This is a genomic window from Candidatus Nanopelagicus hibericus, from assembly GCF_002288005.1.
Lineage (GTDB): Bacteria > Actinomycetota > Actinomycetes > Nanopelagicales > Nanopelagicaceae > Nanopelagicus > Nanopelagicus hibericus.
Window position 1 is genome coordinate 498,437 of sequence record NZ_CP016771.1, and the last position, 15,143, is coordinate 513,579.

14 protein-coding genes are annotated in these 15,143 nt (G+C 43.9%); 8 read left to right on the forward strand and 6 right to left on the reverse strand.

Translation table 11 applies throughout. The features are described from left to right. Window positions 1-5: 5 nt before the first annotated feature. Genes ctaC through B1s21160_RS02685 form a run of 5 tightly spaced genes read left to right on the forward strand, consistent with a single transcriptional unit; the run spans window position 6 to window position 6,679 of the window. Window positions 6-773, forward strand: coding sequence for an aa3-type cytochrome oxidase subunit II (gene ctaC / locus B1s21160_RS02665; RefSeq protein ID WP_095672318.1), 768 nt, complete (start codon window positions 6-8; stop codon window positions 771-773). Then, a complete protein-coding gene (gene ctaD, locus B1s21160_RS02670; protein ID WP_095672319.1) occupies window positions 770-2,431 on the forward strand; it encodes an aa3-type cytochrome oxidase subunit I in 1,662 nt (553 codons plus the stop codon). Before ctaC ends, ctaD begins: the two co-directional genes overlap by 4 nt. Then, window positions 2,431-2,832: a cytochrome c oxidase subunit 4 gene (locus B1s21160_RS02675; protein ID WP_095672320.1), complete on the forward strand. Its 402-nt coding sequence runs from the start codon at window positions 2,431-2,433 to the stop codon at window positions 2,830-2,832. The genes ctaD and B1s21160_RS02675 overlap by 1 nt, the downstream gene beginning before the upstream one ends. 2 nt (window positions 2,833-2,834) lie before the next feature. Further along, a complete protein-coding gene (locus tag B1s21160_RS02680; RefSeq protein WP_095672321.1) occupies window positions 2,835-3,293 on the forward strand; it encodes an SRPBCC family protein in 459 nt (152 codons plus the stop codon). Then, window positions 3,290-6,679 (forward strand): proline dehydrogenase family protein, encoded by a 3,390-nt coding sequence (locus B1s21160_RS02685; protein ID WP_095672322.1) that lies wholly within the window; start codon window positions 3,290-3,292, stop codon window positions 6,677-6,679. Before B1s21160_RS02680 ends, B1s21160_RS02685 begins: the two co-directional genes overlap by 4 nt. A gap of 3 nt (window positions 6,680-6,682) precedes the next feature. Here the strand turns inward: B1s21160_RS02685 and qcrB are convergent, their stop codons facing one another. From qcrB to ctaE, 4 genes are read right to left on the reverse strand one after another with little or no spacing between them, the layout of a single operon-like run. Further along, window positions 6,683-8,275, reverse strand: coding sequence for a cytochrome bc1 complex cytochrome b subunit (gene qcrB, locus B1s21160_RS02690; protein WP_095672323.1), 1,593 nt, complete (start codon window positions 8,273-8,275; stop codon window positions 6,683-6,685). After that, on the reverse strand, window positions 8,272-9,264 hold the full coding sequence (gene qcrA, locus B1s21160_RS02695; protein WP_095672324.1) for a cytochrome bc1 complex Rieske iron-sulfur subunit: 993 nt from the start codon (window positions 9,262-9,264) through the stop codon (window positions 8,272-8,274). The genes qcrB and qcrA overlap by 4 nt, the downstream gene beginning before the upstream one ends. Before the next feature lie 4 nt (window positions 9,265-9,268). Then, complete coding sequence (gene qcrC, locus B1s21160_RS02700; protein WP_095672325.1) at window positions 9,269-10,063, reverse strand: cytochrome bc1 complex diheme cytochrome c subunit; 795 nt, start codon at window positions 10,061-10,063, stop codon at window positions 9,269-9,271. 2 nt (window positions 10,064-10,065) lie between these two features. Next, window positions 10,066-10,692, reverse strand: coding sequence for an aa3-type cytochrome oxidase subunit III (ctaE, locus tag B1s21160_RS02705; RefSeq protein WP_095672326.1), 627 nt, complete (start codon window positions 10,690-10,692; stop codon window positions 10,066-10,068). Window positions 10,693-10,844: 152 nt separating this feature from the next. Between ctaE and B1s21160_RS02710 the strand changes: the two genes are divergently transcribed. Both B1s21160_RS02710 and trpD read left to right on the forward strand, forming a co-directional pair. Continuing rightward, window positions 10,845-11,246 carry a response regulator transcription factor gene (locus tag B1s21160_RS02710; protein WP_095672327.1) on the forward strand — a complete coding sequence of 134 codons (402 nt, stop codon included), beginning with the start codon at window positions 10,845-10,847 and terminating at the stop codon, window positions 11,244-11,246. 13 nt (window positions 11,247-11,259) lie between these two features. Next, a complete protein-coding gene (gene trpD, locus B1s21160_RS02715; protein ID WP_095672328.1) occupies window positions 11,260-12,300 on the forward strand; it encodes an anthranilate phosphoribosyltransferase in 1,041 nt (346 codons plus the stop codon). On the opposite strand, the gene B1s21160_RS02720 is transcribed toward trpD, so the two are convergent. After that, window positions 12,293-12,928 carry an exonuclease domain-containing protein gene (locus B1s21160_RS02720; RefSeq protein WP_095672329.1) on the reverse strand — a complete coding sequence of 212 codons (636 nt, stop codon included), beginning with the start codon at window positions 12,926-12,928 and terminating at the stop codon, window positions 12,293-12,295. The two genes, trpD and B1s21160_RS02720, sit on opposite strands and share 8 nt — an antisense overlap. 44 nt (window positions 12,929-12,972) lie before the next feature. Next, the gene (locus B1s21160_RS02725) at window positions 12,973-13,593 is read right to left on the reverse strand and encodes a MarC family protein (RefSeq protein WP_095672330.1); all 621 of its coding nucleotides are present in this window, start codon (window positions 13,591-13,593) and stop codon (window positions 12,973-12,975) included. A 148-nt stretch (window positions 13,594-13,741) separates the two neighbouring features. Here B1s21160_RS02725 and B1s21160_RS02730 point away from each other — a divergent pair, with 148 nt between their 5' ends. After that, window positions 13,742-15,118 carry a TrpB-like pyridoxal phosphate-dependent enzyme gene (locus B1s21160_RS02730; RefSeq protein ID WP_095672331.1) on the forward strand — a complete coding sequence of 459 codons (1,377 nt, stop codon included), beginning with the start codon at window positions 13,742-13,744 and terminating at the stop codon, window positions 15,116-15,118. Window positions 15,119-15,143: the final 25 nt, after the last annotated feature.

Genomic DNA, 15,143 nt, shown 5'->3' on the forward strand with positions numbered 1-15,143 from the left:
TCCCCATGAGCCCGCTTGCTGGTAAATCTTCACTTCTACCACTGGCATTACTCCCATTATTAACAGCCTGTTCTAAAGCAGATGTTTCCGGTCTTGGTTTTGAAGAGGGAATTTCAAGTGTAAATGACGCCTCATTGTCACTTTGGCAAGGAGCTTGGATTGCAGCCGCAGTGGTGGGTGTATTTACATTGATCTTGATTTTATGGCCAGTATTTTTCCATCGCAAGAAAGATGAGAGTTTTCCTAAGCAAACTCAATACAACATTCCAGTAGAGGTTGCATACACGGTAATTCCATTTATCATCGTGGCGGTACTTTTTTACTTTACCGTACAACGCGAATCCAAGATTGTGAAAATTACTCCAGACGCGCAAGTCTCACACTTTATTGATGTGCTTGGATTTCAATGGTCATGGCAGTTTAAGTATCGCGACGCAGGTGAATACAAGAGTGCAACAGTTACTGGGACTCCCGCTCAGCCTCCTACCTTGTATTTGCCTCAAGGAGAAAAGGTCCGCTTTACTTTGGATGCCAATGATGTGGTTCACGGGTTTTGGATCCCTGCTTTCATGATTCAGATGCAGAATCTGCCCGGTGTGACCAACAAACTAGAGTTCACGGCAAATAAGCTGGGAACCTACCCAGGTCGATGCAATATATTATGCGGAAGAAATCACTCACAGATGTTATTTTCTGTGAAGGTGGTAACGCCAGCAGAGTATGAGCAGTATCTACAAGGTTTAGTAGCCGAAGAGAAAGCAGCAGTTGCATGACAACCTACGCGCAACGACCCGTAATTTCTGCCTCGCCATCCGCGCCACTGCCAACTTCAAAGGGACGCTTGCTAGTCAAGTGGCTTACCTCAACTGACCACAAAACAATTGGGTACCTCTATTTAATTACCTCATTCACTTGGTTCTTGATCGCTGGTTTAATGGCATTACTACTACGTGGTGAGTTAGCTCGACCAGGAATGCAATTTTTGAGTAATGAGCAGTACAACCAGATATTTACTATGCACGGCACCATCATGCTCTTAATGTTTGCCACACCATTATTTGTTGGTTTTGCTAATGTAATTATGCCGCTGCAAATTGGCGCCGCCGATGTGGCATTCCCAAGATTAAATATGCTTTCATACTGGTTGTATTTATTTGGTGGCACTATTGCGTTCATCGGTTTTATCACCCCAGGCGGCGCAGCATCCTTTGGTTGGACTGCATACGCTCCATTATCCAGCGTGGAGTACTCACCCGGTATTGGCGCAGACCTTTGGTTAATTGGGCTTGCGATTGGTGGTTTGGGAACAATTCTTGGTGGCGTTAATTTTGTAACCACAATTTTAACTATGCGCGCACCTGGAATGACGATGTTTAGAATGTCTATTTTTTCTTGGAACGTACTTTTAACTTCAATTTTGGTTTTGATCGCATTCCCACCACTTGCAGCAGCTTTCTTAGCACTTGAATCTGATCGCTTATTTGGCTCACATATCTTTGATCCCGCAAACGGCGGAGCGATGTTGTGGCAGCATTTATTCTGGTTCTTTGGTCACCCTGAGGTTTATATATTAGCGTTGCCATTTTTTGGTATTGCTACTGAAATTTTGCCAGTCTTTAGTCGTAAACCTATTTTTGGTTATAAAGGATTAATTGCCGCAACCATTGCAATTGCAGCTTTGTCTGTGGCGGTTTGGGCTCACCATATGTATGCAAGTGGGCAGGTGCTCTTGCCATTCTTCTCATTTATGACATTTTTGATTGGTGTGCCAACTGGGGTTAAATTCTTTAATTGGATCGGCACCATGTGGCGAGGATCGGTCACTTTTGAGACACCGATGCTTTTTGTTCTTGGCTTTTTGATTACCTTCTTATTTGGTGGGATTACTGGAATCATCTTGGCCAGTCCACCACTTGATTTTGCAGTTTCAGCCTCCTACTTCGTAGTTGCTCACTTTCACTATGTCTTATTTGGCACTGTGGTATTTGCTATGTTCGCTGGCTTCTATTTCTGGTGGCCAAAGATGACTGGTCGAATGTTGGATGAAACCTTAGGAAAGATTCACTTCTGGACATTGTTCTTTGGATTCCACATTACATTTTTGATTCAGCACTGGTTAGGGATAAAAGGCTTTCCACGTAGATACGCCGATTATTTAGCCTCAGACGGATTTACCTTCATGAATATGGTCTCAACTGTTGGCTCAGGCTTGCTCGCACTTTCCATGATTCCATTTTTCTTAAATTTGTGGCAATCCCGAACTAGCCCAAAGGTGACAAGTGATGATCCTTGGGGACACGGCTCATCTTTAGAGTGGGCAACCTCTTGCCCACCGCCTCGACATAATTTTACTTCGATGCCAAGGATTCGTAGTGAGCGTCCAGCTTTTGATCTGCATTACCCACACATGGCGGAAAAAGCGACCCACTAATGAAAACTAGTTGGATCCTATTTGTTGGTCTTTCATTATTTTATGTAATCCTGGCGGTAATTTATTGGCAGGTTGGCGGGGAGCCAGTAGGAATTACTGCTATTTCTTTAAGTGCAGGACTTGCATTAATCGTTGGATTTTATCTTTGGTTTACCAGCCGTAGATTGGGAAATTTACTACCAGAAGACAATCAACAAGGTGAAATAGCAGATTCAGCTGGTGAGATTGGATTTTTCTCACCCCACTCATGGTGGCCGCTACCAGTTGCATTGTCAGCATGCGCGATGGGTGTTGGATTAGTTATTGGCTGGTGGTTAGTCCTTATTGCACTGGGTAGTTTATTAATTTCGATTTTAGGTTTTGTTTTGGAGTATGAACGTCCTTCTAGCTCTGTTCATTAATTATGAAAGAAAGAGCGCAGATAGTAGATACTGGCGTCCCGCTTTTCTTTAAAGCACAAATTGAAATCAACGCACCAGCCAAAAAAATCTTTGATTTTATTTCAATTCCGGCAAATCATCCACTTATGGATGGCTCAGGAATGGTTAAAGGAACTTTAATGGGGCCTGCTCAGCTTTATCTTGGCGCTAAATTTGGCATGAAGATGAAGCTTGGAGTGCCCTATTTTATTAAAAACCAAGTAATTGAATTTCAAGAAGGCAAAGTGATTGCATGGCGACATCTGTTGCATAATGTTTGGCGTTATGAGTTAACTGAGATTGATGCCAATACAACCGTTGTCTGTGAGAGTTGGGATGGCCGCCAAGCACGGTCTAAGTGGTGGGTCTCTGACTCCGGAGATTGGGTACCAAAAGCAATGGCGAAGACATTGGTGAAGTTAAAAGGATTAATGCAGGGATGAGTAAACCCATTACCACAGATCCTCAAATCGACAGGTTAGCGATAGCTGCAGTTGAAACTGCTCGGACATTAATAGCTGAGTCTGCTCCAAATTTAAAGCGTTATGACAGAGCAAACAGAAAGAGATTCACCCGATTATTTAAGGATCCAAAAGCTATTTCCGTGACGGTCTCATTAACTGATGAAGTCATGCGAATTTCTTCAGCCAAAGATTCAGTGCGGATTTTAAGAAATGCTGCAAAGGATGCTTCAATCGCCGGATTTGGATTACTTAACACCTTTGGCTTAAAACTAATTGCATTGGTTTCTAGGGTGCTGCCAAGGCCAGTGCTTTTTGCGGTACACACCCAGGTAAAACTTTTATCAAAGGGAATTATTCTGCCAGCAGAGAGCAAACAGCTAGCACGGCAAATTAAAAAACGGGGTAAAAAAGGCATCAGATTAAATATAAATGTATTGGGTGAGGCGGTATTGGGTGAGGCTGAGGCTAATGAAAGATTTGAGCGAGTGGTACAGATGATGCAGCGAAGTGAGGTTGATTATGTATCAGTCAAACTCTCATCCGTAGCTAGTCAGATAATTGCATTAGATCGCGAAGGAACTTTAGAGCGAGTTTGTGAAAAATTGCGCCTGATATATCGAACCTCAATATCCTCTAAAACTTTTGTCAATTTAGATATGGAGGAGTTTAGAGATCTACGTTTGACTGTAGATGCTTTCAAGTTGGTGTTAAGTGAGGGTGAGTTCAAGGATTTATATGCTGGCTTAGTTTTACAGGCCTATTTACCAGAATCTCATGAGGTTTTTGCAGAGCTGGTCGAGTGGGCATTACAGCGCAATACACAATCAGGTGGTGTAATAAAAATTAGATTAGTAAAGGGCGCTAATTTAGCGATGGAGAAAGCTGAAGCTGAGTTACATGGCTGGGTGGCAGCGCCATATAAATCAAAGGCAGATGTTGATGCCTCTTACTCAAGATTGCTTGATACTGCACTGCGACCAGAGCATGCCAAAGCGGTAAGAATTGGGGTTGCCAGTCATAATCTTTTTCATATTGCATTTGCGCTAGAGATTGCAAAGGCTCGAAATGTAATGGAGCAGTTAGATCTCGAGATGCTTGAGGGAATGGCAAATCCAGAGGCACTGGCAATCGCTAAGCGTTCAATGCGCATTTTGCTCTATGCACCAGTCACTAGAGGAGATGATTTTGCCTCCGCTGTTGCTTATTTGGTTCGTCGTTTAGATGAAAATACCGCGATTGAAAATTATCTCCGCTCCTCATTTGAAATTGGAAGCGATCCAGAGATATTCACCGAGCAATCGAAACGATTTTTAACCAGTGCAACTGAACGCCATCAGATCTCAACCCAAAGTATTCGCCATCAAAGTAATGATTTTGTGATTACAGATCAGTTTGAGAATGCGCCAAACGCTGATATTACCAATCTAGATTTTCTCTCCAAATTAGATAAAGAGATTGGTTCAGTTTTAAAGCGATCAATTGAAAATATTCCGATTGTGATTGATGGCAAAGAGATTTTTGATCGAAACCTGATTGAGGGTAATGATCCCGGCGATAATGGCAAGGTTTGGTACAAGTATTGCGTAGCAAAATCGACTGATATTGATGCAGCGATTAAGGTTGCAAATAAATCTTTTAAAGATTGGAATGAATTAGGTGCGCTGAAGCGAGCTGAGGTTTTAAAGAAATTCTCCAAGATTGCTTATGCTGAACAGGAAAAAACTATTGCGATCATGACCCGCGATGCAGGCAAAACAGTTTCAGAGGCGGATCCTGAGGTGTCTGAAGCTATTGATTTTGCCAACTACTACGCTTTATCAGCCATCTCATTAGATTTAGAACGCGAATCTTCACCAGTTGGGGTGGTAGTAGTTGTGCCGCCTTGGAATTTTCCTTATGCAATTCCTACCGGTGGGATCTGTGCGGCGCTGGCTGCTGGCAATTCAGTGATTTTCAAGTCAGCCCCTGAAACAGTTGCCACCTCTTGGCACTTAGTAAATCAATTATGGAAAGCAGGAGTGCCAAAAAATGTGCTGCAATTTGTTTCAACTGAAGATAACGAGGTTGGTCAGTCTTTGATCACCAATGATGGGGTTAGCGCAGTCATCTTAACTGGCGGATATAGCACCGCTTTATTATTTTCTTCTTGGAGAAATGAATTAAATCTACTAGCAGAGACAAGTGGTAAAAATTCAATGGTTCTAACTGCCTGTTGTGACATAGATGTTGCGGTGAAGGATCTTGTGCAGTCTGCTTTTGGACATGCAGGCCAGAAATGTTCTGCAGCATCCTTGGCAATAGTTGATAAAAGTATCTATCAAAACCCAAATTTTATTAAGCAGTTAATTGATGCGGTGAGATCATTAAAAGTTGGGGCGGGATATAGCTACTCAACTACGGTTGGTCCCATAATAAAAAATGCCGAAGCCGGATTGCAGCGAGCACTAACTCAATTAGATGAAGGGGAGCAGTGGCTGCTAAAACCAGAACAATTAGATGAGGCGGGTCTGCTTTGGTCACCGGGTGTGAAAACTAACATCAAAGCTGGCTCTTGGTCCCACCTTAATGAGTGGTTTGGACCTGTGCTTGGAATTATGGTTTCACCAGATTTACAAACTTCAGTAATTTGGCACAATGCCACAGATTATGGATTGACTGCTGGAATTCAATCTTTAGATGCCGCTGAGTGTGAGTACTGGATAGAAAATGTTGAGGCTGGGAATCTTTATGTTAATCGGGGCGTAACCGGGGCGGTTGTAAATCGACAACCATTTGGTGGTTGGAAGAAAAGTTCAGTCGGGGCAACTGCTAAAGCTGGGGGTGCAAATTATGTTGCCACATTGCGCAATTGGAACCAGATGAAACACTTTTTACCAATGAAAGAGGCGGCAAATAAATGGCTTAAATCAGTGGGGGGATTGGCAATTGATCACACCAGCCTTAACGTCGAACAAAATCTTCAAAGATATCGCCAGTATAAACAAGGCTTCTTGATCAGAATAGAAAGCGGGACCAGTAAAGATGAGTTGGATTTTCTTAGTTGGCTTAAGAATGATTTGGGAGTAATTACAAGATTAAGTAGTGATTCTTTGATTCCTCGATTGCCTAATCTGGTGGTAGAAAGCGTTGAAGAGTTTGCTCAGCATGCTAAGGAGTTTGATCGAGTCAGGTGGTTATCAGCAGAGATCCCTCCGGTGTATGAACTTATGAAAAATGGCATCTCATGTGATCGCCGCCCAATCACTTTGCGAGGTGATATTGAGATAGTTCGTTGGTTCCTTGAACAGAGTGTTTCAATTACACAACATAGGTATGGCAATACCAATGCTGGACCGAAGCCCTCTTGCTCAGCACTTAAGTTTTAATACTTAGTGATGCCCACTCTCAAGCTCTTTGAGCTCAGTGGCGGTTGGCTTTGCAATATTTTCTGCGTTGGCTTTGCTTAATCTGGCTTGGATCTTTGCCCTAATACCTTTGGGATTTAATACCCCTTGCCTATCCTCAGTTACCAAGGCAATCGCTTGTGGTTGGACATGTTGTGTAAGGGAGTATTTCTTGCCAGCAGATAACTCCTCATGAACCTCAATAAACTCACCATGAGGCAACATAACTAAACGGCCAGTCTCCTTGCCGTGAAGTACCAACTCACGATCACGACGTTGTAGTGATAGGCAGATGCGTTTTGTAATCACAAATGCAAGTGGTGGCAGAACAATTACGCCAATTCGTGAAAACCACATGATCTGATTAATAGTCAGATCAAATTGGGTAGCGATTATGTCATTTCCACCATTAATTAAGGTGACTAACATAAATGTCAATGACATTACCCCAAGCGCGGTTCGGTTTGGGACATTTCTTGGGCGATCTAGCAAATGATGCTCACCCTTATCACCAGTCATCCAACTTTCAATAAATGGATAGAGCGCCATTCCAGTAAAGATAATTCCGGGAATAATTAAACCTGGAATCAAAATATTCCAAGAAATAGTGTGCCCAAATATGTAAGTTTCTATTGGAGGAGCCATTCGAACTAGGCCGTCTAACCAACCCATATACCAATCTGGTTGCGAACCCGCAGAGATCTGCGCTGGGGTGTAAGGGCCAAATAACCAAACCGGGTTAATTGATGCCACTGCTCCCAAGAAGGCAGTAATTCCGAAAACGATAAAGAAGAATCCACCAGCTTTTGCCATGTACACCGGCATTAGCGGATATCCCACAACATTTTTCTCAGTTCTCCCAGGACCTGGATACTGAGTGTGCTTCTGATACCAAACTAACATCAAGTGCACCGTAATTAATGCCAAGAAAATTCCAGGCAAAAGCAGCACATGCACTATGTATATCCGCGGAATAAATATCTCACCTGGGAATGCACCGCCAAAGGCGAAGAATGAAAGATAGGTTCCAACTACTGGAATTGACTGAATTATCGCATGCGCGATTCTTATTCCAGTTCCAGATAACAAATCATCAGGTAGTGAGTAGCCAAGGAATCCTTCAACTATTCCAAGAGTTAATAAGCCAATTCCTAAAATCCAGTTAAACTCACGAGGTTTACGGAAAGCACCGGTAAAGAAAACTCGCATCAAGTGAGCCACTATCGCTGCCATAAAAATAAGTGCAGCCCAGTGATGAATCTGGCGCATTAATAGGCCACCCCTAACATCAAATGAGATGTGCAAAGTGGAGGCGTATGCCGCGCTCATCTCAACATCTTTTAATGGTTGATAACTTCCTTCATAAACCACATGCCGCATTGATGGGTCAAACCAAAAAGTTAAAAAGGTTCCAGAGAGCAATAAAATCACAAATGAGTAGAGAGCGATTTCACCCAACATAAAGGACCAGTGGTCAGGAAAAACTTTTTGCAGATTTTTCTTCATCCAAGCGGCAGCACCAGTTCGCTCATCAACGTAATTTGCTACATTGCCGGCAATTCGCTCACGTGCGGTCATGATTTTCTCTCCCAGAAGCTAGGTCCAACCGCTTCCGTAAATGGTTGTTTCGCAATCAAATATCCATCTGCATCGACGGTAATGGCCAATTGTGGCAGAGGTCTAGCTGATGGACCAAAGATAACCTTTGCGGCACGGGTCACATCAAATGTTGATTGATGGCATGGGCAGAGTAAATGTTTGGTGGTTTGTTCATATAAAGCAACTGCGCATCCCATGTGTGAGCAAATCTTGGAGAAGGCGATGATGCCCTCATGAGTCCAAGAAAGCCGTTCTGCATCTAATTGAAACTCAGATGGCCGTAATCTAATTAACAACACCGCATCCTTTGCAATATCCTCTAAGTGACGCTCTTTTCCTGGGGCAATCTCTGGCATAACTTGGGCAACACCACCAACTTCAAGATCACTAGCTTTAATTGGTCTGTCACCTGGATCTGTCACCAATCTCGTTCCGGTTTTCCAACTAGTTTCATTTAGAGAGTTACCAGGAAGTGGTCCTAAATCTCGCAGCATCACCACCGCAGGTAGACCCGCTAAACCAAGGGCTGCAAATAGTGAGCGCTTGATTAATGGCCTTCTTCCTAAACCTGCCTCTTCGGCGCCAACCTTTACAGCTTTAACAAACTCAGATCTATCTTCCTCTGCTGAACGCATAGTGTGGCGTTGAGCAATCACCTCTTGATCTGGCATCAAAGTCTTTGCCCAATGGACTGCGCCAAAACCAATAAATAACAATCCAAATGCAACACCGAGGCCAATCCCTAATTGTTGGGCGTTGGTATTGCCCATCACCGGTATAAAAATAAATAAATCCTCTTTGATAAAAAAGAATGAGTAAAAAAACAATAAAGTTCCAACAGCAGAAAGTGAGAATAAAACTGCAACTTGGCGCTCAGCACGTTTTGCAGCGATCGGATCGGTATCAGCCCTGCGATGAATGTGCTCAGGCAATCCTGGATCTGCTAGTGGCTCTAACTCATTAGACATTTTTCTACCTTGCCTTTGCAGTCAGCCACACGGCGATACCAATTAATAATCCAAGACCTAAAGTCCAAACCAACAACCCTTCAGTAACTGGTCCAACTCGACCAAGTGATGCACCACCTAAAGCTGGCTCGGCTTCGGCTGATTTGATCCACTTAATAATTGAAAGCTTCTCTTCTGGGGTAATAATCTTGTCATTAAAAACTGGCATTGCTTGTGGGCCGGTAATCATCGCTTCATATATATGTCTAGCCTTTACCCCCATCACAGTTGGTGCGTACTTTCCTTGGGTTAATGCGCCACCTTGGCCAGCGAAGTTATGACACATCGCGCAGTTATTTCTAAATAACTCTCCACCCTCGGCAGTGTTACCATCTCGCTCCCACTCAATCTCTTCATTTGTGTAGGCACGAGGTCCTGGTGCTAACGAAGCAACGTAGGCGGCAAGAGCTGCAACCTCCTCATCGTTGTAAACCGGCGCTTTTCTCATGGCTTGTTGACTCATATCCTGCATCGGCATTCGACCAGTTGCTACTTGAAAATCTACAGAGGCTGCGCCAACACCAATTAAAGATGGCGCTACCGCTCCACCTTCGCCATTTAGGCCGTGACATGAAGAACATCCTTTAAGGAAGATCTCCTTACCCTCCTCAATTAATGTCGATCTGGCGGAGGCAGCTGCTGCGCTTTGATTAGGTGCGGCAGTTGCGGCAGAAAAAGTAAAGCCGAGTGCAGAAAGAGCAATTAACAGCAGCACAGGGGTGGCAAACTTATGCCGGCGATACTTGGAAATAAATTTCATGATTATTTAATCAGGTAGATCGCAGAGAAAAGTGCGATCCACACAATATCTACGAAGTGCCAGTAGTAGGAGACCACAATCGCTGTGGTTGCTTGCGAGTGACCAAATTTTTGCGCTCTAAATACTCTAATTAAAACAATCAGGAATGCGATCAAACCGCCAGTCACATGCAGACCATGAAATCCGGTGGTCATATAAAACACAGAGCCGTATGCGCTAGAAGAGAGTGAGAGATTTTCACTCACCAACATCGCATACTCATAAACCTGGCCGGCAATAAAAAATGCACCCATTAAAAATGTTAAGGCAAACCACTCCCGCATTCCCCACCGGCTAAATTGCCAAATTGAGCCACTGCGCCGAGCTTGAAACCTCTCAGCGGCAAAGACGCCGTACTGACAGGTCACTGATGACAAAACTAAAACTGTGGTGTTGGTAGCTGCAAATGGAATATTTAATAACTCAGTCGACTCCAGCCAAACCTTTGGTCCTTGCACCGCACGGGTGGTGAAGTACATGGCAAAGAGTGCGGCAAAAAACATTAATTCTGAGGAGAGCCAGACAATGGTGCCAACAGCAACCAGGTTTGGACGATTTGTCTTTACTGATGGTGTGGCAAGGGTGGTCATGGGGGAGATTATTCCGCTAAATCGCGGTTAATGCCGCATCTAAGTATGGGGGAGCAGCCCTACTATTTGGTGAAACTGATCACCCAGGAAGGTGTCGAAGGCAGATACCGGATGAAAAACTCATTTGCATCCCCATCGCTAGGATTACCACCATGCAAAGGTTAGTTATAGCCCTTTACTCCGATGATTCATCGGTTCGACAAACGGTCATTGCCGCCCTGGGAAAACAATTAGATCCCGCACTTTCCGTTCATGAGATTAAAGAGTTTGCCACCGCAGATGCACTTCGACTTTATGTAGATAATAAAAAGCAGGTAGACCTGTTTATATTAGATGGCGAAGCGGTCCCAGAGGGTGGCATGGGAGTTGGTCGGCAATTAAAGGATGAGGTTTTCAACTGCCCACCGGTTTTGTTAATCACCGGCCGAGAGCAAGACAAATGGTTGGCAACTTGGTCAAAAGCTGAAGCGGTTGTTACCCACCCAATTGATCCCTTTACCATTGCAGGCAAGTGTGCTCAGCTGTTGAAAAGCTCCGCTGCGCTCGCAAATTAATTAAGTAGTAATAATGAATTGGGATCTGGTACTAAATTCATTAGCAGAAAAAAAAGATTTATCTGTTGAGCAAATCACCTGGGCGATGTCGCAAATTCTTGAAGGTGTGGCAGAAAATACTCAGATCAAACAGTTTCTATCGGGCCTTAAAGCAAAGGGTGAAAGTGCCAGTGAGGTTAGGGCGCTAGTTGATCAAATGTATAAGTACGCCGCGCCTATAAGCATTACGGAGCGGGCGGTGGACACAGTTGGTACTGGTGGTGATGGTGCAAACACAATCAATATTTCAACAACTGCCGCCATTATTACAAATGCCGCAGGTGCTCGGGTGGTAAAGCATGGCAACAGGGCCGCCTCCTCCAAATCTGGCTCCGCTGATCTGCTGGAAGCGCTGGGTGTAAAGATAGATTTGACCGGCAAAGAGGTTGAACAAACTGTACATAAGATTGGAATCGGCTTTTGTTTTGCGCCAGTATTCCATTCATCGATGAAACATGCAGTTGTTGCTCGTAAAGAGTTGGGCGTGCCAACTGTTTTTAATATTTTAGGACCTTTAGCAAATCCAGCAAAACCAGTTGCTGCTGCAATTGGAGTGGCTAGAGCGCAATTGCTACCACTCATGGCGCAAGTATTACTTGAGCAGGGCAAAGAAGGGTTTGTATTTCGAGGCGATGATGGATTAGATGAGGTGTCCCTGTCGAGTACGACAACAGTTATTCAAATTAGCAATGGAAAGTTAAGCCAAGAGATATTTGATCCAACCGAATTGGGTATAGCAGGGGCCGCAATTTCCGATCTTGCAGGCGGGGATGCAAAATACAATGCCAAGATCACCAACCAAATATTTGCAGGTGAATCTGGCCCGATGCGAGATGCGGTAACTCTAAATGCAGCATTTGCCATTGCAGCTTTTAAAGGAGATTTTAATTTGCCACTTTCTACCCAGATTGCCAATGGTTTTGTGTTAGCAAACAAAGCCATTGATTCGGGTGCTGCGCAATCAGTACTAAAGAGGTGGGTTCAATTATCAAATGAAATAGTCTCTGCTAGGTAGAACGCATACCCCAGTAATTTTGCCGCTGAATGTGGGCTGCAGTTTTAGCGAAATCTAGCAATGCTTCTAAAGTAGTGATGTCAAGTGAACCAAGTCTTTCAAGCAAGCCATGCAACACCTCAACTGTGGCTTTGGCATCATCTAGCGCCCGATGATTTGGCTCAGTTTTTGTGCCGAAGAACTGTGCAAGTGTTCCCAATTTACAATCTGGCACATCTTCTTTGGTGAGAACTTGCCTAGCAACAGTCACAGTGTCTATGGATTTGTACTTTGGCCAGGGGTAATCCAACTCTTTGGCTGCGCTTTTGAGAAAACTTAAATCAAAAGGTGCGTTGTGGGCAACCAATACAGATTCATTATGGCTTCCCACAAACTCTAAGAAGGTGGGAAAAACTTCATCAATTACCGGCGCATGTGCCAGCATTAAATCGGTAATTCCAGTCATCTCGGTTATGTAATCAGGTATTGGTGCGAGTGGATTTACAAAGGTTTTAAACTCGCCAATAACCTCACCACCCTTAACTTTGACTGCGCCGATCTCGGTAATAGCCGCGCCTTTTTTGGGAGAGGCACCAGTAGTTTCTAAATCAACCACTACAAATGTGGTTTCTTGCAGTAGTGGGGCCATTGCTAAAAGATACTAGCCAGACCTGACATTGGTTATGACTTACTTCAGATATTGAAAAAAGCTTTGATGGAGCTAACAATCATCTCTACTGCGATGGCAGAGAGTAGTAAGCCAGCAATTCTTGCCAACAGATCAACACCTGAATCTTTAATGACCGCCAGAATTTTGGTGGAAAACATAAAGGTCAATCCAATTATGAAGTGCACTGAAATAATTGCCAAAGCTAAGGCGGTCAGTTGATCATTTCCATCAGCTTTTTGAACATAAAGCATTGTGGTCACAATGGCTCCTGGACCGGCAAGCAGTGGTGTGCCAAGTGGAACTAATGCAATATTTTGAGTAGTTGGAGAGTTGCTGTCGGTAATGGATCCAGTCAGTAATCCCAGACCAGTAATTAACAACAAAATACCACCCGCACCCTGTAGTGCTGCCAAGGAGATATTTAGGTAATCCAGAATTGCGTTACCAAATAAAGCAAAAGAAACGATCACAAAAAGTGATACTGCGGCTGCCTGCCATGCAAGGCGCCGTTGTTGCTTAATCGATTTTCCAGAGGCCAATCCTAAAAATATTGGGGCCGCACCCGGTGGATCCAAAATCACAAATAGGGTAACGAAAGCTTGTGCGCCAAAGGTTAGGGCCGAAAGGGTTATTGCATCATTCATCTCTAGATCTTATCTGAATGTTGTAGTCGCCATAGAAGTAAGGGTATTTTGGAAGTCTCGGGCATTTCATAACGAAAAACTTGCCTATTCGCTATTGCAATTTGCAAAGAATTGACCCTAGCCTTCTCGGTATCGAGTTGGAGGAATTATGGGATTGAGTAAAGATGCAAAGAGTTTCACCAAAATTACATTGGATGAAAGTGAAATGCCCACCCAGTGGTACAACATAATTCCAGATCTACCATCACCACCACCACCGCCGCTACATCCAGGTACTCATCAACCAGTAGGACCAGCAGATTTAGCTCCGCTATTTCCAATGGATTTAATTTTGCAAGAGGTTTCAACAGATTCTTATATTGATATTCCAGGTGAGGTGCTAGATGTGTATCGCACCTGGCGTCCATCGCCACTATTTAGAGCGCGTCGATTAGAAAAATTACTAGATACGCCAGCTCGCCTTTACTATAAATATGAGGGTGTATCACCAGCCGGTTCTCACAAAACTAATACTTCAGTGCCGCAGGCTTACTACAACAAGAAAGCTGGCATAAAGAAGATCACTACTGAAACCGGAGCTGGTCAATGGGGAACTGCCCTGGCATTTGCTTGCGCACTTTTTGATATGGAGTGCGAGGTTTGGCAAGTTGGTGGTTCATACGATGCTAAGCCTTATCGCAGATTAATGATGGAGGTATTTGGTGCAAAGGTCCATCGTTCACCCTCTCAATTAACTGAGGCTGGTAGAAAATTATCCTTAGATCCAAAAAATAAATCTGGTTCACTTGGCATTGCAATCTCTGAGGCGGTTGAAGCAGCAGTGACAGATCCAACTGTTGCTTATGCACTTGGCTCAGTCTTAAACCACGTATTGATGCATCAAACAATCATTGGCGAGGAAGCACTAAAGCAATTAGCAAAGGTTGGCGAAACACCAGATTTGCTAGTTGGCTGCACTGGCGGTGGATCTAACTTTGCCGGCCTTTCATTCCCATTTATTCGCGAAAAACTCAAAGGCAAAATGAATCCAGAGATTCGGGCCGTAGAGCCAGCATCTTGCCCATCACTTACTCGCGGCAAGTATGCATATGACTTTGGCGATACTGCTGGCATGACGCCACTAATGAAGATGCACACGCTTGGTCATGATTTTATTCCAGATCCAATTCATGCTGGTGGGCTTCGTTATCACGGTATGGCACCGCTAATCTCTCATATTTATGAATTAGGAATGATGACCGCTCAAAGCGTTGGACAAAAAGAGTGCTTTGCAGCTGCGATGCAATTTGCACGAACTGAAGGAATCGTTCCAGCTCCTGAGCCAACACATGCAATTGCAGTTGCGATTGCTGAAGCATTAAAGGCAAAAGAAACTGGTGAGGAAAAAGTAATCTTGACCGCACTTTGTGGTCATGGACATTTCGACTTAGCAGCGTATGACGCCTTCCTAAATGGCAATATGGTTGACTCTGTTCTCAATGATAAGGATTTTGAGGCTGCATTAGCCGCGCTTCCAGTCATGTAAGTGGGTTTATAAATTGCAAGATAGT